At 42.2% G+C, this 21,638-nt stretch carries 18 protein-coding genes and 2 pseudogenes; 12 read left to right on the top strand and 8 right to left on the bottom strand.

Annotated features, from left to right (window positions below; all coding sequences use genetic code 11):
- Positions 1-53: 53 nt before the first annotated feature.
- From phnF to nagA, 3 genes are read right to left on the bottom strand one after another with little or no spacing between them, the layout of a single operon-like run.
- Positions 54-779, bottom strand: a complete 726-nt coding sequence (phnF, locus tag LG336_RS24795; protein ID WP_404330140.1) for a phosphonate metabolism transcriptional regulator PhnF — start codon at positions 777-779, stop codon at positions 54-56.
- A gap of 31 nt (positions 780-810) precedes the next feature.
- Complete coding sequence (nagB, locus tag LG336_RS24790) at positions 811-1,542, bottom strand: glucosamine-6-phosphate deaminase (protein ID WP_404330139.1); 732 nt, start codon at positions 1,540-1,542, stop codon at positions 811-813.
- Positions 1,539-2,738 carry an N-acetylglucosamine-6-phosphate deacetylase gene (nagA, locus tag LG336_RS24785; RefSeq protein ID WP_404330138.1) on the bottom strand — a complete coding sequence of 400 codons (1,200 nt, stop codon included), beginning with the start codon at positions 2,736-2,738 and terminating at the stop codon, positions 1,539-1,541. Before nagA ends, nagB begins: the two co-directional genes overlap by 4 nt.
- A gap of 466 nt (positions 2,739-3,204) precedes the next feature.
- Here nagA and LG336_RS24780 point away from each other — a divergent pair, with 466 nt between their 5' ends.
- From LG336_RS24780 to LG336_RS24730, 11 genes and pseudogenes are all read left to right on the top strand, one after another.
- A complete protein-coding gene (locus LG336_RS24780; protein ID WP_404330137.1) occupies positions 3,205-4,743 on the top strand; it encodes a maltose/glucose-specific PTS transporter subunit IIC in 1,539 nt (512 codons plus the stop codon).
- 25 nt (positions 4,744-4,768) lie between these two features.
- On the top strand, positions 4,769-5,461 hold the full coding sequence (locus LG336_RS24775) for an N-acetylmannosamine-6-phosphate 2-epimerase (RefSeq protein ID WP_404330136.1): 693 nt from the start codon (positions 4,769-4,771) through the stop codon (positions 5,459-5,461).
- A 345-nt stretch (positions 5,462-5,806) separates the two neighbouring features.
- Positions 5,807-6,643 carry a MurR/RpiR family transcriptional regulator gene (locus tag LG336_RS24770; protein ID WP_404330135.1) on the top strand — a complete coding sequence of 279 codons (837 nt, stop codon included), beginning with the start codon at positions 5,807-5,809 and terminating at the stop codon, positions 6,641-6,643.
- Between the two features lie 443 nt (positions 6,644-7,086).
- Positions 7,087-7,902, top strand: a complete 816-nt coding sequence (locus LG336_RS24765) for a transposase (protein ID WP_404330134.1) — start codon at positions 7,087-7,089, stop codon at positions 7,900-7,902.
- 87 nt (positions 7,903-7,989) lie between these two features.
- Positions 7,990-8,964, top strand: a complete 975-nt coding sequence (locus tag LG336_RS24760) for a TRAP transporter large permease (protein ID WP_404333279.1) — start codon at positions 7,990-7,992, stop codon at positions 8,962-8,964.
- Between the two features lie 158 nt (positions 8,965-9,122).
- Positions 9,123-9,884, top strand: coding sequence for a SurA N-terminal domain-containing protein (locus tag LG336_RS24755; RefSeq protein WP_404330133.1), 762 nt, complete (start codon positions 9,123-9,125; stop codon positions 9,882-9,884).
- Between the two features lie 604 nt (positions 9,885-10,488).
- A pseudogene (locus tag LG336_RS24750) lies at positions 10,489-11,278 on the top strand (ABC transporter ATP-binding protein).
- Positions 11,278-11,871, top strand: coding sequence for a phenylacetate--CoA ligase family protein (locus LG336_RS24745; protein WP_404330132.1), 594 nt, complete (start codon positions 11,278-11,280; stop codon positions 11,869-11,871). Before LG336_RS24750 ends, LG336_RS24745 begins: the two are co-directional and overlap by 1 nt.
- Positions 11,868-12,431, top strand: coding sequence for a phenylacetate--CoA ligase family protein (locus LG336_RS24740; RefSeq protein ID WP_404330131.1), 564 nt, complete (start codon positions 11,868-11,870; stop codon positions 12,429-12,431). The genes LG336_RS24745 and LG336_RS24740 overlap by 4 nt, the downstream gene beginning before the upstream one ends.
- Before the next feature lie 190 nt (positions 12,432-12,621).
- Entirely contained in the window at positions 12,622-13,197 is a 576-nt protein-coding gene (locus LG336_RS24735) for a general stress protein (RefSeq protein WP_404330130.1), read from the top strand.
- A gap of 361 nt (positions 13,198-13,558) precedes the next feature.
- Positions 13,559-13,783, top strand: coding sequence for a hypothetical protein (locus LG336_RS24730; protein ID WP_404330129.1), 225 nt, complete (start codon positions 13,559-13,561; stop codon positions 13,781-13,783).
- Positions 13,784-13,952: 169 nt separating this feature from the next.
- Here the strand turns inward: LG336_RS24730 and LG336_RS24725 are convergent.
- From LG336_RS24725 to LG336_RS24715, 3 genes and pseudogenes are all read right to left on the bottom strand, one after another.
- A pseudogene (locus LG336_RS24725) lies at positions 13,953-15,111 on the bottom strand (amidohydrolase).
- A 172-nt stretch (positions 15,112-15,283) separates the two neighbouring features.
- On the bottom strand, positions 15,284-16,105 hold the full coding sequence (locus LG336_RS24720) for a Cof-type HAD-IIB family hydrolase (protein WP_404330128.1): 822 nt from the start codon (positions 16,103-16,105) through the stop codon (positions 15,284-15,286).
- Positions 16,106-16,603: 498 nt separating this feature from the next.
- The gene (locus tag LG336_RS24715; protein WP_404330127.1) at positions 16,604-17,569 is read right to left on the bottom strand and encodes a DMT family transporter; all 966 of its coding nucleotides are present in this window, start codon (positions 17,567-17,569) and stop codon (positions 16,604-16,606) included.
- 314 nt (positions 17,570-17,883) lie between these two features.
- On the opposite strand from LG336_RS24715, the gene LG336_RS24710 reads away from it, so the two are divergent.
- On the top strand, positions 17,884-18,324 hold the full coding sequence (locus tag LG336_RS24710; RefSeq protein ID WP_404330126.1) for a hypothetical protein: 441 nt from the start codon (positions 17,884-17,886) through the stop codon (positions 18,322-18,324).
- Positions 18,325-18,474: 150 nt separating this feature from the next.
- On the opposite strand, the gene LG336_RS24705 is transcribed toward LG336_RS24710, so the two are convergent.
- A complete protein-coding gene (locus tag LG336_RS24705; protein WP_404330125.1) occupies positions 18,475-20,556 on the bottom strand; it encodes a histidine kinase dimerization/phospho-acceptor domain-containing protein in 2,082 nt (693 codons plus the stop codon).
- Positions 20,531-21,217, bottom strand: coding sequence for a response regulator transcription factor (locus tag LG336_RS24700; protein WP_404330124.1), 687 nt, complete (start codon positions 21,215-21,217; stop codon positions 20,531-20,533). Before LG336_RS24700 ends, LG336_RS24705 begins: the two co-directional genes overlap by 26 nt.
- Between the last annotated feature and the right edge of the window lie 421 nt (positions 21,218-21,638).

The raw sequence follows: 21,638 nt of genomic DNA, 5'->3' as shown, positions 1-21,638 counted from the left end.
CCTGTCCCTCTGTCCCAAAACTCAGTTGCTGAGCTGAGCTTTCGACGCTGCTTTCATTTCCTGTGCATCTGCACCATAAACTTATATCGATCGGCTCGGTAGGAGCTGATGACGTATTCGGCGGGGGTGCCGTCATGGAGGTAGGCGATACGTTGGATTCGCATGACGGGTACGCCTGGTTTGATTTGCAAGGATTGGGCTTCGATTGGCTCAGCAATAGAAGACTCGATGGTTTGCGTGGCTTGTTCAATCCTTAAGCCAAGTTGGTTTTCCATATAGGCGTAAATCGAGTGGTTGACAATTTGTTCGGTCAGGCCCTTTACAAGGTTTGCCGAAATATAATTCGTTTCAATCGCCATCGGTACATCGTCCGCTAAGCGAATCCGTTTAATTTCATAAACTGGGCGGTGTTCTTTTATTTGCAACTGATTGGCTATATGCTCAGTGGCAGGTATGAGTTCGAAATGGAGCAGCTCACTGCTCGGTTTCATCCCGCGAGCAAGCATGTCCTCTGTAAAACTAGTGATGCCAACCAGCGGTTTTTCAATTTTTTTATCGGCCACAAAGGTTCCTTTTCCTTGAACTCGGTATAAGTACCCATTGTTGACGAGTTGGTTTAAGGCTTGTCTAGCCGTCATCCGGCTAATTTCAAACTTCTCCGCATATTCTCGTTCTGAGGGGAGCGATTCTCCGGGTTGTAAGTCACCGCTGTCGATTTGTTTTTGAATCGATTCGGCCAATTGATAATAGATCGGAATCGGTGAATTTTTATTGATCATCTTCTTACCCTTCTCACATTAAGAACTAGAGTTAACCAGCCACTTTCCCTAAAGCGGCTTCATCCGCAATAATTGTAACACAAGGGTGTGTTTTTAAAATAGAGGCAGGGAAGTTTTCGTTAACTTCGCCCTGAAGCAGCTGCGTTAGAGCATCGCTTTTCTTTTCACCAGAAATCAGTAACAGGATTTCCTTGCTCCGCATGATGCTCGCAATCCCCATCGTAATCGCATGGGTGGGAACTTCATCCATACTGTTGAAAAAGCGTGCATTGGCTTCGCGCGTCGACTCCGTTAATTCGATGATATGCGTTTCCGACTGAAACGACGTACCTGGTTCATTAAAACCAATGTGGCCATTGCTGCCGATGCCGAGAATTTGCAGGTCGACACCGCCATGTTTTTTCAATAGGGCTTCATAATCTGCACACTCTTGTTGTGGGTCTTTGGTATTGCCGAGCGGAACATGCGTATTCCCTGGGCAGATATCGATAAAGTTAAATAACTGTTCGTTCATAAAATAACGATAGCTATTTGGGTTGTCATAAGAAAGCCCAATGTATTCATCCAAATTAAACGTTTGGACTTTTTTATAAGATGTCCCATTCTTTTGGTGGTCTTGGACGAGCTGACCATATAGCCCAACTGGAGTTCCGCCCGTAGCCAGCCCAAGGTTAATGCTAGGGGTGCGTCGTACTTTTTCAATGATCATCTCAGCGGCTTTGCGACTCATCTCATCATAATTTTTCACCTTTATTATGTTCATTTTTCCTCTCCTTCCTGATGATAAGCAAGCTTCCCGCGGCAGAATGTCATGAACACATTTAAGTCTTTGTCTAAAATGACGATGTCTGCGTCTTTTCCCACCGCAATGCTCCCTTTTCGGTCGTAGATGTTTAATTGTTTGGCAGCGTTGGTGGAGGCCATTTGAATGGTATCTTCAAGTGAGCAATCTGCGAATTTCACCATGTTTTTCACCCCATGGCTGAGCTTTAAAATGCTTCCCGCAAGGGTTCCGTCATGTAAAAGCGCTTTTCCATCTGCCACCGTGACCGCTTGTCCTCCCAAGTCATAAACGCCGTTTTTTAAGCATTTCGCCCGCATTGAGTCAGTAATTAAAAGGATTCGGTCTTTGCCTTTATTTTTATATGCAAGCTTAACCATTTCCGGACGAACGTGAATCCCATCCGCAATGATTTCCGCTGTTAATTCGTCATGTAAAAACGCTGCCCCGACGACACCAGGTTCCCGGTGATGTAAGCCGCGCATTTGATTGAACAAATGGGTGACTTGGCTGGCACCCGCGTTAATCGCTTCAACCACTTCCTCATACGTCGCATCCGAATGACCAATCGAAGCAATAATGCCGTTTTCCTTCAAATAGGCCACAAGTTCCAATCCACCTGGTTGTTCAGGTGCGATCGTAACCACTCGAATCGTTTGGTTCGTGATTGCATTCCACTTTTTAAACAGCTCGAGGTTGGAATTGACAATATGTTGAACAGGTTGGGCACCGGCTCGTTTTTGATTCACAAAAGGTCCTTCTAAATGAACCCCGAGAATCTCCGCCTGTCCTGGCTCCTGTCCTTGTGCGATTACATTCCCCGCGTTCTTCAGTGCGGTTTCAATCGCTTCAGTGCTTTGCGTCATCGTAGTCGCTAAAAAGCTGGTTGTTCCTTCTTTCGGGAGCGCGTTGGACATCGTTTTTAGTGCCTCTGGGGTAGCATCCATCACGTCTGCACCATTTACACCATGGATATGAATATCAATGAGACCAGGAATGGCTTTAAAAGTAGCCGGAACCTCCACGACCTCAAAGTCTTCTGTTGATTCTAAGTTCTCGAGGGATCCATAAGCGATGATTTTCTCCCCCTTGATTTGAAGGTAGCCATTTTCGACTTTTTCGCCTTCCGCATAGAGTTGCATTCCTTTTAATAGTATGGTCTTCGTTGTAGGGCTCATTGTTCATCCTCCCTTTCATTGACGACTTTATCTTAGCATGGTGTTTTCTAGTTGTCTATACCAATTATTGTGGATATTTCTTCGAAAAGCTTACTATATATCGTAAAACAAAGGGCTTTAAACCTAATTGGTATATACAACTATAATGTTATTCTATTCAATTCAAGAAGAAGTGAAAGTGCGTGAGGCCATGGGGAGGAGATCTTTAAGGCAGTGTTTAAGCTGGATGTTGATTTCCGCTCTAATCAAAGGGATGAAAAATTAACAGTGTTCTTTAACACAGGCATATTTGACAGAATGGAAAACTACCAGTGCAAGCTTTGAAAACATTTTCATGAAAACCTGCAAAAGGATGAAAAACCTTGAAAACGATTGCAACTCCATTGAAATCCGGTTATTCGGGGGTTATGATGCAAGTGTAAGTTCCCAACCAAAAACATTTGAATCACAAGGGAGGTTGTCATCAATGAAAAAGGCTTTTGAAAAAGCCCAGCAATTTGGAAAATCGTTTATGCTTCCAATTGCCGTATTGCCGGCTGCTGGTTTGTTATTAGGTATTGGCGGAGCGCTCTCCAACCCAAATACGGTTGCAGCTTATCCGTTTTTAGATATTGCATGGCTTCAAGCGATCTTTACCATCATGAGTGCGGCAGGGAATATTGTGTTCGCAAACTTACCGATTATCTTTGCAGTCGGTGTTGCTGTTGGTCTAGCTCGTTCGGATAAAGGAACGGCTGGTTTGGCCGCAATGATTGGTTATTTCGTGATGAACAGTGCCATTGGTGCGTTGCTCGGCATAACCGGAAAACTTGCCGAAGATAATTTAGCCGGCGCAGGGCAGGGAATGGCCGTTGGAATTCAAACATTAGAAACCGGTGTATTTGGCGGGATTGTCGTCGGGATTGTCGCAGCTGCCTTGCACAATAAATACAATAAAATTCAGTTGCCACAAGTGTTAGGATTCTTTGGTGGTTCTCGTTTTATTCCGATTGTAGTTTCTTTTGCTTCGATTTTTGTCGGTGCCGCGCTGTTTGTGATTTGGCCATACTTCCAATTGTTCATTAATCAGTTAGGAACACTTGTTACAGGTACTGGCGAAATCGGAACATTATTATATGGATTCATTTTACGTATGCTTGGACCAATGGGCTTACACCACATCTTCTATCTTCCATTCTGGCAAACAGCCCTTGGTGGTACGATGGAAATTAGTGATAAATTGATCTCGGGTACGCAAAATATCTTCTTTGCCCAATTGGCAGACCCTTCAACGACTCAGTATTACGAAGGCGTATCAAGATTCATGTCTGGTCGTTTTATTACAATGATGTTTGGTTTACCTGGTGCAGCTTTAGCCATCTATCACTGTGCGAAAAAGGAAAATCGTAAAGTGGTTGCGGGGATCCTTTTATCAGCAGCATTAACTTCTTTCTTAACAGGGATCACCGAGCCATTAGAATTTAGTTTCTTGTTTGTTGCGCCACTTTTATATCTTGTTCATGCGATTTTTGATGGATTTGCGTTTATGATGGCAGACATTTTTAATATTACGGTTGGACAAACTTTCTCTGGTGGATTTATTGATTTTATTCTTTTTGGAGTTCTTCAGGGTGTGGATAAAACAAACTGGCCGTATGTATTACTTGTCGGGATTCCTTGGTTCTTCCTTTACTACTTCACTTTTAAGTTCTTAATTCGTAAAAAGAACTTCAAAGTGATTGGCCGTGAAGACAAAGAAGAAACTGTTGATTCCGCACAAGTTGCTGCAACAGACCGTGCCAAAACAATCGTGAAAGGTTTAGGCGGAAGCGAGAACATTGAGATTGTTGATTGCTGTGCTACACGTCTACGTGTCACGATTAAGGACGAAAACTTGGTTCAGGATGATGTGCTTAAAACAACGGGTTCAAAAGGAATCGTGAAAAAGGGAACTGGCGTGCAAATCATCTACGGACCTCAAGTTACGATTGTGAAAAACGAAGTCGAAGAGTATTTAGGAAATTAAATCTCTAGATAAGGAAGTGTTTCCATTGCATCAGGTGCTAGAACAGATAAAAAAAGGATTAATTGTTTCCTGTCAAGCATTAGAAGGAGAGCCTTTGCATAGCTCGTTCATTATGGGACGAATGGCTTTAGCTGCTAAAGAAGGCGGAGCGGTTGGGATACGGGCTAACTCCGTTGAAGATATCGTCGAAATTAAAAAACAAGTCGACTTACCTGTGATTGGCATCATTAAACAAGTGTACGGTGACCACCCGGTGTTTATCACGCCAACGATGAAGGAAATCGATGCATTGGCCGAAAGTGGTGCGGAGATTATTGCGACCGATGCAACAAACCGCATTCGTCCGGACGGCAGTAATTTGGAAACATTTTATAAAGAAGTTCGTTCCAAGTACCCCCACCTTTTATTGATGGCCGATGTCTCTACGGTCGAAGAAGCGATGTTTGCCGATGAGTTAGGGTTTGATATCGTCGCACCCACTTTATATGGCTATACAGAAGAAACAAATGGCTTGAAAATCGACGATCATGAATATGCGGTGATTAGCGAGATTGTCAAACAAGTCAAGAACGCAAAGGTTTTAGCAGAGGGAAATGTGTCGACACCAGAAATTGCGAAGTCCGTTTTAAATATTGGCGTTCATGCGGTCGTCGTTGGTGGTGCGATTACAAGACCGCAACTAATTACAAAGAAATTTGCCGACGCGTTAAAGAACTAAGTCGTTTGCTAAAAGTAACCCTGGGCCTTAATTGGGCTTTGGGTTATTTTTTTAGGCTCTTTTCTCAAACATTCTGGCTTTCGGAGCCTAAATAGTACTTGAATGCTATGTTTTTCATTGAAAGATCGCTTTTTGAGTATGAGAAAAGAGCTGCAGACTTAGTTAAGACGCACTAATTAGCTTTTTCTGCGTTAAAATCGGCTTTTGGATTTTAACAACATTCTTTACGAAAACAGCCTTTTTTTTGACTTAGCAGTGTGTGATAGTTTTCAGTCGTTTAACGAAGAATAGAACTAAATCGTTTATAATGGAAGAGATGGATTAACTTAAAAGAGGAGTACATATATGGAGTATCTTGGTGAGAATCTGCTTCATGGAATAGAGTGTAGTATGGAGAAATTCACGAGCTCCGAGGCTGAATTGGCCAACTACATCATTGCCCACCCCGAAGAAATCAGTCAATTGTCGATTAGTCAAATCGCGAAAAAGAATCATCTTTCGCCAGCAACCATCACCCGTTTCTGTCAAAAGCTTTCTTTCTCGGGATTTAATGAATTTAAGCATGAATTAAAGCGGTACATTGATTTAAAAAATAGACCGACGAAGACAAGTGATATCAAGGAAATTGATTATTTCTCTAAGTTGTATCAGAATCATCTCGAGATAATTGAAGGGACATTTCGGAATATCACATATCCCGTTTTGCAGGAGGTAGTTTCACTTTTGAACGCCGCAAAGAAGGTCCACGTTTATGGGATTGGCAACTCTGGCATCGCTGCGCAAGAGTTTAAATGGAAGTTTTTCCGGATAGGCGTCAATGTCGAGTCGATTACCGACCCGCACCAAGCGGTAATGGATGCGGCGCTAGCAACAGAAGATAGTTTGATCATCGGCATATCAGTTTCCGGGCAGACGAGAGAAGTCATCGATGCGGTGAAAATTGCGAAGCAACAAGGTGCAACCATTCTGGCCATTACCAGTGAAAAAACGTCCGAACTCGCTCAGTTAGCGGATTTAATCATGAATGTGATGAGCAAAACCAATATGCATATGGGCCAAAACATCTCCCCAACCTTGCCGCTCTTCCTATTCTTCGACCTCATCTACACCGAACTCGTCGCCAAAGACTACCTCAACCGCATCCAAATCCGCGAAAAAACCCTACGCGCGCTGGATGGGTGAGAGGCGGGACAAGGGGACAGGCACCGTGTCCCACTTCTGTTTATAGCGGTCATTTTAGACTTAAGTATTATTAACAGAACTGGGACAGTGAACCTGTGAACCTATATCCCAAATTATTTAGAGTACGGTTGCAGGAATTTTAATGTTTTTGTTGAATATAGCCTTGTGAATCTCTTCGTTTTTTCTTTCTACTCTCCTTTAGGTATCTTTCATTTTGCGTTGTCTTACCCCTGTTTTCTATTCACTACGTTAAGTTATTTTCAAATCATCTTATCCTTCTTCAATTAGTACATTATTTACTCTTCCAAGCGGGACAGAGGGACAGGCACTGTGTCCCAGGGCTCAATCTCAGGTTAAGGATTGAGCATATTTATACTGGGCCAATACTGGGACAGTGAACCTGTCCCCTTGTCCCGACTAACAAATAAATGAGGTGATTTTATTTGCCACGAGTAGCAAGGGCTAAAAGCTGTACGGGTATTTATCATGTTATGTTGAGAGGAATTAATAAACAGACCATTTTTGAAGAGGATGAGGACAAGAGGAAGTTTTTAGAGACGCTAAAAAAGTATAAAGAGATTAGTAAATTTGATTTGTATGCTTATTGTTTGATGGACAATCATATCCATTTGTTAATTAGGGAGAAGGAAGAGAGCATTTCGATTTCCATTAAAAGAATCAGTTCGAGCTATGTCTATTGGTACAATACCAAATATGAACGGTGTGGACATTTGTTTCAGGATCGATTCAAGAGTGAAAAGATAGAAACGAAGTTTTCCTTTTTAAGAGTTCTTAGGTACATTCATCAAAACCCATTAAAGGCAGGGCTGGCTAAAACGGTGTTTGATTCCAAATGGACCAGTATACAGGAATATCTAGGTAAAGCCCATTTTATTACAATTGATACCGGGCTGAGCCACTTCCATGAAGACAGAAAGATAGCCTTGAAGCAATTTACGGTCTACATGGCGGAAGAAAACGATGAGAGATTTTTAGAAGACCGAGCAAGACCGAAGATATCCGATAGCCAGGTGCAAGACTACCTACGAACTAGAGGATATATGGAAAAGAATAAGCTCCAGCAAATGGAAAAAGAAGAGAGAGATGCTATCTTGGCTAGCCTAAAAGAATTAAAAGGTGTGTCAGTCAGGCAGATTGCTAGAATAACAGGAATATCCAAAAGTGTAATTGACCGAGTAGATAGTGGGACAGAGGGACAGGCACCTTGTCCCGCGATAGATCCAATCAATTGTTCTTAGATAGGAAAAGAGCACTTGTTGATACCCTATTCTACTTTATGAAATATTCATCTATTGTAGAAAATCGCCTGGAAACTCTTGCGAAATATGTTGCTGGCATCCATTATTGGCTCATCAACTGCGCAAATTGCACTGATGAGCCGAGTTATGGTGCCTTCGATGGAAAAAGAAGGCTACCCAAAAGAGTTCAGTTCCGCAACAACAGCAACGGCTGGTTTGCTTGGACCGATTATCTCACCGAGTAAGTTATTTATTATTTATGGAGTCGGTTCCGGTGCCTCGATAGGTTCGATGTTTCTCGCGGGAGTCCTTGCAGGAATCATCCTCGCTTTAGCGTTTATTATCTTGATTGGCTATATGGGGTGGAAACAAAAATGGCCAACAAGTAAGAAAGCAACATTTACAGAAATGAGTACTTCTTTTGTAAAAGTGCTCCCAGCCCTGCTTGTTCCAATCATCATTATCGCTGGGATTTTAAGCGGCGCGTTTACACCGACAGAGTCTGCTGCATTCGCCTGTATTGTTGCTCTGATTGTAGGTTTCTTCTTTTATAAAGAGTTAAAGATTAAAGACTTGCCAGGGGTTATGATTAATACGACGATTTCAACGGCAACAATTACGATGCTAATTGCGATGGCCAATCTATTTGGCTGGATGCTGTCATTCGAAAAAGTTCCGCATACGATTGCGACCTGGATGACCTCGTTATCAGATAATCCAATCGTGTTTCTATTGATCGTAAACATCTTTCTCCTGATCGTCGGCATGTTTATGGATGGAATTGCAGCTTTAATCATTCTCGTTCCCATTTTCATCCCAATCATTGCCTCTTATGGGATCGACCCAGTCCATTTTGGGGTTATTATCTGTATTAACCTAACCATCGGATTGTTGACTCCTCCTGTCGGAACGGGCCTATATATCGCCTCCGCACTAGGAAATGTCAAACTAGAATCATTATCTAGAGCCATCCTTCCGTTCTTAGCAGCCGCCTTTATCGCCCTAGCCATCATCACCTACTGGCCCGAAATGGTCCTGTGGCTGCCAAACTTACTAAAATAAGCCATGGAAAGACAAGGGGACAGGCACCTTGTCCCAGTTGTTCGTAGAGGATATGGTACCTAGGGACAGTGGACCTGTCCCTGTGTCCCATCCCAGATGATTTTACAGAATCGATTTTCATATGTTACACTTACACACAACTTTTATGATAGAGGAGAATGATATTGAGAAAAAAATGGTTGGGAATTTTAATCCTTGTCGTATCTTTATTTGTGATTGCTGCATGCAGTGGAAATGGTAATGATGGAGCAGAAGAGCCAGACCAGCAAGAAAATACACAAGAAGGCACAGAACAAGCGGAAATGCCTCAGCCTGATTTGGAAGGGATTCCTGATGTTGTCGCTGAAGTAAATGGGGAAGAAATTACTAGTGAAGAATTTGAAGAAAATTATTCAGGGCAATTCCAGCAAATTGCTATACAATATCAGATGTCTGGACAAGAGTTAGACCAAGATTTATTAAAAGAACAGATAGCTGAGAGCATGGTCAGTTCAAAACTTCTAATCCAGGAGGCGGAAAGCCGGAATATAACCGCAACTGAAGCAGATATAGAGGCAACATTGGATGAAATTGCCGAACTAAATGCACTTGAATCGAAAGAGGCTCTGTTTGCAGCCTTTGAAGAGCAAGGCATGTCAGAAGAAGAAGTCAGGTCTCAGGTTGAAACTGAAGTAAAAGTAAGTCAGCTGATTGTTGAAGAGTCAGGAGACTTGGAACCAACAGAAGAAGAGTTACAAGAGTTTTACGATCAAACAAAAGCCCAGCAAGAGCAAATGGGTGCAGACGCAGGAGAGCTCCCATCTTTTGAGGAGTTAAAACCAGAGTTGGCCGAACAATTAAAAATGCAAAAAGAGCAAGAAGCCGCACAAACGATTGTTGAGGGATTGCGTAAAGAGGCAGAGGTCACTATCTACTTGTAATATTTTTTGTGGGACACAGGCACTGTGTCCCAGCCTATTTATGAATCAGAGTTTATGCGGACTATAGTCGATACGTGCTGTACAATCATTCAAAGTTTGCCGAGGATTAATTTTTGAGAGTGCTAGATAGAGTAGCCAAGTCAAGAATGTTGTTAGGGTTGTTGGTCGGATTCCAATGAAAAACTATGTAAGTGAAAGGCCCGTCAGGAAAAATACCTGACGGGCCTTTTTGTAATTTAAATAAGGGAGCCTAGCAGGATCCTCGAAAATGAACTGCACATTTTCGCGTGCGTGGGCAAATTCAAGGATGTAAATTCAGTGTCCTGCGGGAGTACGGGGCAGTGGAGACTTAGTGGAGACTTCACAGGTGCTTAAGCGCCGAGGAGTTAGAAAAGCGGAAGCGCCTTGGACAGCCCCGGCAAGCGCTGGAGGTCAGGCAGCTGAAGTCGTTCTTTGACTTCAACTGACGGACCGAAGCGACTCGAGGGGCTAGGCGCTGCAGCTAGCCAGGCTCCCCGGCACGCCCGCGAACCGCTCGTGCCTGGAGCGAAAATCAACAAGCCACCTTTAACAGAGCCTTAAGTAAAAAGAGGAGGGGCTATGATTGCTAATCATTAACAATGTTGAAGTCATGTATGACCGGGTGATTTTAGTATTAAAGGGAATGTCAATGCAGGTCCCAAAAGGGAAAATTGTCGCCATTATTGGGGAGCAACGGAGCTGGGAAAACGACGACCTTGAAAGCCATCTCAGGGTTATTAAAGAGTGAGAATGGCGAGGTGACCGACGGGTATATTGAAATGGACGGGGAGCGGATTGATGTTCGTGATGCGGAAGCGATTGTGAAAAAGGGCATTTTTCAGTGTATGGAAGGGAGAAGGGTGTTTGAGTATCTATCCGTGGAGGAAAATTTACTGGCGGGGGCTCATACAAGGAAGGATCGGAAACAGATTAAACAGGATATCCAAAAGGTTTATCACTACTTTCCGAAGCTAGAAATGCTTAAGTCTCGACAAGCGGGTTATTTGTCAGGAGGGGAACAGCAAATGCTCGCGATTGGGCGCGGAATTATGGCGAAGCCGAAGGTTCTACTTTTAGATGAGCCATCGCTCGGTCTAGCTCCGCTTTTAGTCAAAGAGATCTTTGCTATTATTAAAAAAATTAATGAAGAAGAAGGGACCACCATTTTGGTCGTCGAGCAAAATGCCAATATTGCTTTATCGATTGCTGACTACGGCTACATCATGGAGAACGGCAGAATTGTCATGGATGGACCTGTCGATAAACTACTATCCAATCAAGATGTCCGCGAATTTTATCTAGGGATGGGTGAAAAAGGCAGGAAAAGCTATAAAAATATTAAATCTTATAAAAGAAGAAAGCGGTGGTTATAATGGATCGTCTAGGTGAACTCATTCAATACGGATACGATCATGCGATGGGCTTTAAAAACCACATGAATGAGGCAGGAGTTCGGCCAGCTGATATTTCGACAGTGGAGGATCTTGCGAAGATACCGGTACTGAAAAAAGATCGGTTACCTGAGTTACAGTCGGATGATAAACCATTTGCCAACTTAACTACAGTAGATTCGAAGGAAATGGCACGAATCTTCATGTCTCCAGGTCCCATCTATGACCCGCAAACACATGAAAACGATTTTTGGAGATTCGCAGAGGCGCTTCGTACTGCAGGATTCACCGCTCGCGATATTGTGCAAAACACGTTTTCCTATCATCTCTCCCCTGCGGGCTTTATGTTTGACTCGGCGCTGAGAGAAATCGGCGCCACGGTTATCCCGGCAGGAACAGGAAATCGCGAGTTACAAATTCAAGTGATGAAGGATCTGGGCGTAACCGGATATGTCGGAACCCCGAGCTTCTTTTCGATTTTACTCGACGCGATTGAAGAAAAAGGCTGGTCGGGGATAGGGACTTTTCCATTGAAAAAGTATTTTTCACCGCGGAAATGCTGCCTGCTGCGTTGAGAAATCGATGCGAAGAAAATGGAATTGCTGTATATGAAGGATATGGTACTGCTGATTGCGGGTGCCTCGCATTCGAAGATAAACAAGGGGCAGGGTTAAAATTGACAAGTTCAGCGATCGTACAAATTTGTGATCCTTTGACTGGCAGGGAAGTTGATTCCGGTGAAGGGGAAATTGTTGTCACCCTTTTTGATAGAAGCTATCCTTTAATCCGCTTTGGCACAGGAGATTTATCCGCATGGGTTGAAGGGCATGAAGGAAAAAGGATAAAAGGAGTCCTTGGACGAGTAAGCGACGGGGTAAAGGTAAAAGGAATGTTTGTCCGCGAAAAGCAGCTTGCCCAAGTATTAGAGCAAGTCGGATACCCCCATTTTCAAGCGATTGTTACAAAGGACCGCGAGCAAGACATCCTTGAAATATCAGTTGAAACAAACCAGCCCTTAAGCGCAACCTTAGTTACAAAAGTACAAGACATCATTCGTGTCACCCCCGTACTAAAAAAAGTAACCCCCGGAAGCCTAAACAGAAAAGAAAAGAGACTACTAGACCAGCGGAGGTAGGGCCAAGGTTCCTTGCCCGAGTTGAGAGGGACAACGGGGACAGGTCCCTTGTCCCGGTTTGAAAGGCCTGTTTTGGGTAAAGAAGGATGCCTTTACTCCCGGGACAGTAAACCTGTCCCCCTGTCCCGTTTGTTTACTTCCCTCCCCTAAGGGTATCTACATATAAATGACTTCTTAGAGGAGGAGTAGCATGACTAGTGAAAATGTTATTCAAATAGTAGGGATATATGATAGCGAAGCTAAGGCAGTCCAAGCGGTGGAGGAATTAAAAAAACAAGGATATGCTCAGGAAGATATTTCAATGATTACAAATAACAAGGAAATGCTAGAAAAACTCGGAATTGAGGAACCCACTCGTTCAAAGATGAATGAAGGTGCAAAGACCGGTGCTGCAACAGGTAGTCTAATAGGAGGCTTGGCTGGACTCCTAGCCGGGTTTGGGGCGTTTACGTTTCCTGGAATTGGACCTATTCTTGCAGCAGGACCGATTGCCGCGGCATTCGTTGGTGGATCGGCGGGAATTGGGGTTGGCGGTATAACGGGGGCCCTTATTGGATTAGGCATTCCCGAAGAAGAAGCCAATCGTTATGAACAGGAAATGCAACAAGAGAAGATACTTGTTATAGTGGAAAGACAGAACAACAGGCCCTTAACAAAGCCAATGGATCATACCGCATCAGAACGAGAGTTAACAGAATTCGACTCATCCAAAGATATACCAAAACGTTCAGCAATGGATCAAATTGATCCCAGTCGTTATTTTTAAGGAAGCAAGGGAGGTTTTCTTGCTTCCTTTTTAATTGGTTTTAGGATGTTCCTGCAACAGATGGTTTATTGTTTTTAGGAAAGAAAAATGATGTAGTACGACCCTCTAACCCTAGACATTCTGTCTTTAATGTGGCACAACAGAATAGACTTTTATGTTTAATAGATGAAGCGTGGAATGTAAGGTCAGGAGTACCTCCAATTGTACAAAGAAACGGAAATGAAGTGTATAATATTTCAGTGGGTAGAATAGTTGGTACTCAAGGAGTAACGACAATCCGAATAATTTTAGTAAAAAAGACACATCCAAAATTATCAATCACATCTTTTCCCGTTGAATAAGTAAAAGGCGGTGTAGTTAAGTGGTAGAATGCCCTTATTGTGAGGGTCAAGGGATTATCTGCAAAGCAGAGGTCAAAAAATTAGCTCGTACCATCTATATTTGCGATGAGTGCGATACAATTTGGTTAGATGGGGATGAAATCAAAGAAGAAACCTGTCTTCGCTTTGATGAATACATGAACCAACATGGCCTCCAACCATTATGGAGTGAACTTGATCATATAGAAAAAGCCTGGCGCAAATAGTCTGAAGGAAGCAAGGGGACGGGCCTCTTGCTTCCTTTCTTTGGGTACAAGGAGAGCGGTGGATACAAGGGGACAGGCACCCTGTCCCAGATTGTACGATAGATTTGGATGAATCAGGAGGCTTTTACCCCGGGACAGTGAACCTGTCCCCATGTCCCATCCCAGACAGTTATGTCCCGCTTAAATAATGGCAAACAACATATCCCACTGATTTGGCGGCGACAAGCATGGCATCCTCATCAAGATCAAATTTAGGATGGTGATTGAAGTAAGGTTCTTTTACTCCCTTTGGCGTGCACCCGATATAAAAATAACAGCCGGGGACCTTTTCTAGATAATACGCAAAGTCATCTGATGGTGATAGTTTTGGAAATTCCTTTACTTGTGTAATATTTTTATCCTCAACTTCTTTTAAGATGTTGCCTACAAATGATGTCAATTCGGGATCATTATAGAGAGGTGGATAGTCGGGTTCCTACGTGAGTTCACAGCTTACAGCAAATAATTCTTCGAGCCCGTTCACCATTCGATGAAGTTCCTTGCTGATGACTTCCTTGGTTTCGTCATTTGAATAGCGGATATCTCCTTCAATCTCAATGCTATCTTTGATAACATTAAAACTTCCTTTGCCGTCAAAAGAACCAATGGTCACGACACCCGCGTTTAATGGATTCACTCTGCGACTAACAATCGTTTGGGCAGCTGTTACAAAATACGCACCTGCCACAATCGCATCATTCGCCTTATGTGGCGAAGAACCGTGTCCACCACTCGCCTGTACCTTAAGTTTAAAATAAGCGCGGCCATTAAAAGAATAACCACTATGGTAACCAACGGTTCCAGCAGGAGCCATCGGTAAAACATGAATGCCAAAGATGGCGTCGACATCTTCTAGAAACCCTGCCTCGATAATGCTTTTTGCTCCACCAGGAGGAACTTCTTCTGCATGTTGATGAATGATTTTAACGGTGCCCTGAAGCTGATCTTTTAATTGGATGAGGCAGTCTGCCAAAACTAGAAGGTACGTAGTATGCGCATCATGACCACAAGCATGCATAACCCCTTCATTTTTTGACTTAAAAGGAACATCGGTTTCTTCTTTTATAGGGAGAGCGTCAAAATCAGCTCGAAGTGCCACGGTTTTCCCTGGCTGTTTCCCTTGGATTGTTACAACAATGCCATGGCCATTTCCTACATCCGTTACTAGTTCAACATCTTTTCCACTATAAAAATCTGCGATATAGGCTGCCGTTTCTACCTCTTTAACGCCGGATGGCAACCATCTCATCCTCACGTTCTTCCAACAACTTCATTAACTGACTGATCATCACAATTTCTCCTTTCAAGTGGGACAAGGGGACAGGCACCTTGTCCCAGCCTCCCCCCTAGACCCGGAGGTTTTTGAAGCTCATAAATCGTGGGACAGTGAACCTGTCCCCTTGTCCCATCTTGGGAATATAAATAAAGGGACAGTGAAATGAACTGTCCCTGTTTCCTACATTAAATTGTTACCAAATCGCGCAACACAAATTCCTCAACAACTTTAGCTACACCGTCATTCATATTGGTATCTGTTACGTGGTCAGCTATTTCTTTAATATCGTCAGGAGCATTTCCCATGGCAACGCCAAGACCTGCGAATTCTATCATTTCCTGGTCGTTATAGCTATCCCCAATCGCAATTACCTCTTCCCGTTTGATTCCTAGTTCTTTAATTAGATGGTTCAGGCTTGTCCCTTTAGTAACGCCTTTTTCCGTAAATTCTAGAAAGTAAGGTTTGGAACGCATCACACTAAAGTCTTCAGCTAATTCGACTTGAAGCTTTGCCTCAACAGCCTTTAATTTTTCAGGGGCGCCAAGCATTAACGCTTTCACGACTTCTTCTTTTACACCCTCAACAAAACTATTTACTAGTTTAATTGGTAATTTTGTTAGTTGGGACTCTTTCCTTGTATAGGGGTTGTCTACTTCTGTAATAATTTCATCCCCCACATACGTATGGATCCCTACACCTTCACGCTGGCTTAATTCATAAAGCCTTTTAACGGCACTTAAAGACAAAGTGCTACTAAACAATTCCTCTTTTGTCTTAAAATTAATGATTTTTCCTCCGTTAAAAGAAAGGATGAAGCTTCCGTATTGCGCTAAAGATAGCTCTTCAGCAATTGGAATCATTCCAAACGTTGGACGACCAGAGGCAAGGACCACCTTAACCCCTTTTTCCTGAGCCATCATCAACGCTTCCTTCGTCCGACCAGAAATCGAATGATCATCCCGAAGCAACGTATCATCTAAATCTAAAACAATCATTTTATATGACATGTAAATTGAACTCCTTCCTGTGGGACAGGGGGACAGGCACCTTGTCCCAGTTGATACGGTAAGGTAGGTGAAACAGGGAACTGGTAGTCCCGGGACAGTGAACCTGTCCCCGTGTCCCGTTTTAAACATATCTTAATATTTTACTATAGAAAGGGATAAAGGGACAGGTACTACCTTGTCTCAGGTGATAGGGACAAGGTGGGGAAAACGGGGGGACTGTTAGTCCTGGGACAGTGATCCTGTCCCCATGTACCGTTTGAAAATTAATTTTTTTGGCTATACTTTTAGTAACTAGCTCTTCTCGTATTATAGCTCTGATTTGGTTTGTGTTTTTCAGTAAACATTTACCAAGTTAACCTACGTGTTACGAGTAAGGAGCTAGTTTTTATATTGGAAGGGAAGACCGAAGAGAAAAAAATATTCCGATCAACTGGGTCGGGACAGAGGGACAGGCACCCTGTCCCACCATAATGCGGTAAAATTGGGCGAAAAAGGAAACTAACTAATCTTTTTCTGGGACAGTGAACCTGTCCCCTTGTCCCGCTCTTTTCTAGAGTAGTTCATGATGATGATTCCGAAGGCGACAAATCCGATGGCGGCTAGGATCATGAGGTTTAAACTTTCACCTGGAACTAGCCATGCGGATAAGATTGTCCCAAAGACAGGGGTGAGGAAGTTATAGATGCTCACTTCGCCTGCTTTATTGTATTTTAAAACGGTTGTCCAAAGAGCAAATGCGACTGAAGAAAGGAAGGCCGCATAAATCAGCAGTCCCCAGCCATACCCTGTAAAGGTAATCGCATTTTCACTAAGTTGGGGAACTCCTATAATGAGCAACAAGATGGCGCCGATGGTTAATTGCCAACCGGTTAAGGTAACAGGTGAGATGTCTGTCGCCAACTCTTTTGTCATGATTGTTGCCACCGCACTGGTCAAGCCAGCCAAAATCATGAACCCTTCTCCCATTAGTTGAAAATCGAACTGAAACTCTTTGCCCCAATTGGCGATGATAATTCCAACGAAACCAGCTAATATTCCAATTGATTTTTTCCAACTCATCCGGTCATTTTTATAGAAAAAGTGCGCGATGATGACGGCAAGAAAGATTCCACTCGATGATAAAATCGCCCCTTGCATGCCAGATACATTAGACAATCCGATATAAAAGAAATAATATTGTACAGCTGTTTGAATGATGCCAAACAAAATTAAAATGAATAGATGTGACCGTTTGACCAGTAATTGTCTGCGGTTTGTGATGAAGAGGAAGGTTAGCAAAAGCAGTCCAGCCAATAAAAACCGCATACCAGCAAAGACAATTTGGGCAATCGGGTCATTTGCAGGGAGCTGCAATTCCACATTACTTATTTTTAGGACCGGGAAAGCACTGCCCCATAATAACGTACAAATAACCGCAATCCCCAAAACTCCCCATTTATCTTGAAATAAAGATTTTAATTTCAAATCAATACATCTCCTATTAATTTATCAATTGATGAACAATGAATAATCATATCACAGCACTCATAGGAAATAGAAGTGGAATATTTTCGGGACAAAGGGACAGGTTCCTTGTCCCAGGGGGCTGGCTTAAATGGATGGAAAGGAGAAGCTAGTTCATTTTCTAGGAGAGGCAACGTATCCCTGATGTTTCGCGTAAATTGAGTGAGTGAACTACCTAACTCCTTTCTGGGACAGTGAACCTGTCCCCGTGTCCCACAGTTGATAACCTTTATAAAACCGGGTACTCTTAGAGAAAAAACAGAAGGAGGGTTCTAATGGTAAATCCGGCATGGCTATTTGTCCTAGCTGCCATCATCGCTGTATTCGGGATTTTGGCTGCATTTAAAAACCTAATGGCGTATGTAAAGCAAAAAATTGAGGCGAACGAGGAAATCAGTATGCAATCGCTTCAAAAGAAGCAGGGGCAGTTCTTCGTTAAGGTCGCATTGAGTGAGTCAGTCCCGTTAATATTGATTGTATTTGGCTTTATTTCAATGGATTCTTCAAAAGACCAACATATCTTCATACCTTTGCTCTTGGTCCTGGCCGTCCTTATTTTTGCCCTATTCCAAGTCGTTAACATTCGTAGGAATACGTTAGGGTTTGGCGAGACATCAACGGAACTTAAAAATATCGTCAATACCTTGTGTTTTCTTGGGGGAGCATTGATGTCTGCTATTCCGATTATCTCGATTGTTGCGTTGGTGATTATGTGAGGTCGGAAAATTGGAATAAGCACCTTGTTCCGCGGTACGGAAGATTTGGGTGAAAAGGAGAAGGCACTCTTGTTCTGGGACAATGAACCTGTCCCCTTGTCCCACCCAAAAAAAGAATAGGACATCCCTCGATATCCTATTCTTCCGCTTTTACTCATTATTAGATTGATGTTTCGGCAGGTAAATCATGGCCTTAAATAAATCGCCATCGACGTGAATGGTAAATGTACCTTTTTGAATTTCAATAAGGTTTTTTGCAATTGATAGTCCTAATCCACTTCCTTGGCTGGTTCTGGATTCATCGCCTCTTTTGAAACGCTCCATTAATTCGTCTGCAGAGATATTTAACTCATAGGCAGAGATGTTTTTAAAGCTGAGTAGTATTTCTTCACCCAAATCTTCAATGTCTATATAGACCCTTGAACGTTCGAGTGCATAGTTAAAAATATTCGATAATAAGTTCTCTATGGATCTCCACAATAATTTACCATCGGCTGTAACATACACCTTATCTTGTGGATAATTCAGCTTCATTTCTAAGCCATGCGCTTCAATCTTGTCATTCAATTCTCCAAGCCCCTGGGTGATTAACGACACGATGGCAATTTTCTCGAAATGAACGGGAATATTTCCGCTGGATGCCTTTGATGCTTCAAATAAATCATCTGTTAAAAGTTTGAGCCTTTGTGATTTTTGATCAAGTACTTCGATATATTCGGCGACCTTTGTTTGGTCTTTTTCATTTTTCAATAGATCCACATAGGTGATAATCGAAGTTAACGGGTTTCTAATATCATGGGATACATTGGTAATCAGCTCCGTTTTTAACCGCTCACTTTTTAATTCACTATCCACTGCTTTTTTCAACCCGTCGGTGATGCTGTTTATATTCTCGGAAAGTCCGGCGAATTCACCTTTTCCATCTACTTCAATCCGATGATAAAGGTTGCCATCCTTAATGACCTCGATTCCTTCTTTGATCGTCTGAAAGGACTTGACCTTTTTATAGGCAAACCAGGCTGCCAAACCAATCGTGATTGGGAACATGAAAAACGTTAGCGCCACTAAAATCGGGTAGCCAACTACGATTAGTACTGTCTTTACGCCAACGCTTCCGCTCTTATATACATCGCCAATGAATTTTACTAATTTGTAGATCAAGGTAAAAATCAATGTATGCTTGATCAGCGTTCTATTTTTAATATGCTTCACAAGTGACAGAATAAGTATTAATCCTAAGGTGGCAATAGGAACCGTAATTGCTATAATCATCTTATCAATATTTTCAAATACATCATCCACTAATACAACCCAGAACCCTAACAGAACAAACCATAATCCGATATTGATGTCATTATATAGTTTATCTACCGGACGGAAATGTAACTTTTGATCCTTAAATGACTTTCTTCCAACTACAAGAACGAGATAAAGAAATGAAAGAATAAATCCTGTCAAATATCCTAATAATCTATAAAGGTTTGTTGTCGCAATCGCTTTTCCTTCTTGCCACGCTTCCGTTTTTTCATTTAAAAATGATTCCGTGAATGCTACGTAAACAACGGTGTTTTCCAAGTCTATTTCATCTATTTGTCCGGTTATCACATGTAAATGTTCATTTTCATCCGTTTCCTTTGGATAAAACTCTCGTTGATATTCCTCAAACATCATATAAGCAGGGTAGGATTCAAACTGTTCCTTTGATTTCTTTGAACTATTTGCAAACTCATTGGTCCCATCACTGGCATAAAACACTGGCTTATAATCTTCGAGATTTTGTACGAGTACGTGAAACTCTCTTAAATCATCCTTGATCATCTGTTCCTTAGTTTCAGTGAGTTCATCTGCATATTCTACTTTAAAATTTTCTAAGTTCTTTTCTTCGCCTAGCTCAGGATTATAACTTCTAGAATGTTGAAATTCTGAGTAAAATAAGGTTTCTTCGACACTTCTCCATTCATCCTCAGTAATCGTTTTGCCGCTTTTAATATGTTCTTCATTTTTATACTCCCCTAAAAGTCTTGTGAGGTCACTGATCAGATTCTCACTTTCCTGTACATAGGCCCTGCTCTCTAAGTAACTTTCCTCTGTTATGCTGCCAAACTCACCATCATTTACAATCTCCACCTCAACAAAGGCTTGAACCATGCCTGTAAAACACAAGATTGTCATTATAAAAACAATGATTTTCGTTATGATGGAATGGCTATAGCTTTTCCACTTTATATCCAACTCCCCACACCACCTTTAAATATTTTGGTTCTTTCGGATTGATTTCTATTTTTTCTCTAATTTTTCTAATATGAACGGTTACGGTATTCTCCGGATTAAAGGATGTTTCGTTCCATACCTTTTCATAGATCTCCTCAATCGTGAATACTTTTCCGGCGTTCGCCGTTAATAGCCTTAAAATTTTATATTGTACAGGTGTAAGATGGACAGCTTCGCCATCGATGGTAATCGTTCTAGTTTCATCATCGATCATAAGTCCCCCAGTCTGATAGACATTGCTCCTGGTTTCAAGACCGCCTAAGGTTGTATACCTTCTCAGCTGGGATTTTACCCTAGCAATCAATTCCAAGGGGTTAAATGGCTTGATGATATAGTCATCTGCACCGATATTCAGTCCTAATATTTTGTCATAATCCTCGGATTTGGCCGAAAGCATGATTAAAGGGATATTATTCTCTTTTCTAATCTCCATGGTCGCTCTAATCCCGTCCATCTTCGGCATCATAATATCCATGATAATGAGATGGATCTCATGCACTCTGATTCCTTCAATCGCCTCTAATCCATTGAAAGCCTTGAATACGGCATAGCCTTCGTTCTCTAAATAAATTCCTATCGCATCGACAATGGCTTTGTCATCATCACAAACCAATATATTCATGAAAATTCACTCCTAAATGTGGTGTTCAACACTTCTATCACCCCTTTAGTATTTGCTCTAAGGGAATCATATCAATCAAATCTTAACAAACACTGAACACAATTCTTAAGATTTTCTTAGTGTTTTGTGGGACAAGGGGACAGGCACCGTGTCCCGGAGAGCATACTTCCTCCCTGGATAATGATCATGTATCTCTGAAGGAGCTGGGACAATGAACCTGTCCCCTTGTCCCACTTGGATAGAAATGGTAGTTTAATTGCTAGTAAAAAAGGTTAGAGTCTAGTATACACATTGAAAGGAGAGTTGATAGTAATGGAAGTTTTTAAGAATCTTGTAGATGTTCCTGTTTGTGGAGCAACCGCGTTACTCACGACTCCCAAATTAGGACAAGCATTACAAGAGGAAACTAGAAGAAGTTTTA

The sequence above is a fragment of the Mesobacillus maritimus genome (assembly GCF_044803185.1).
GTDB classification, from domain to species: domain Bacteria; phylum Bacillota; class Bacilli; order Bacillales; family Cytobacillaceae; genus Mesobacillus_B; species Mesobacillus_B maritimus_B.
The sequence above is the reverse complement of the archived record's forward strand: the minus strand, read 5'-3'. Positions and strand labels throughout refer to the sequence as shown.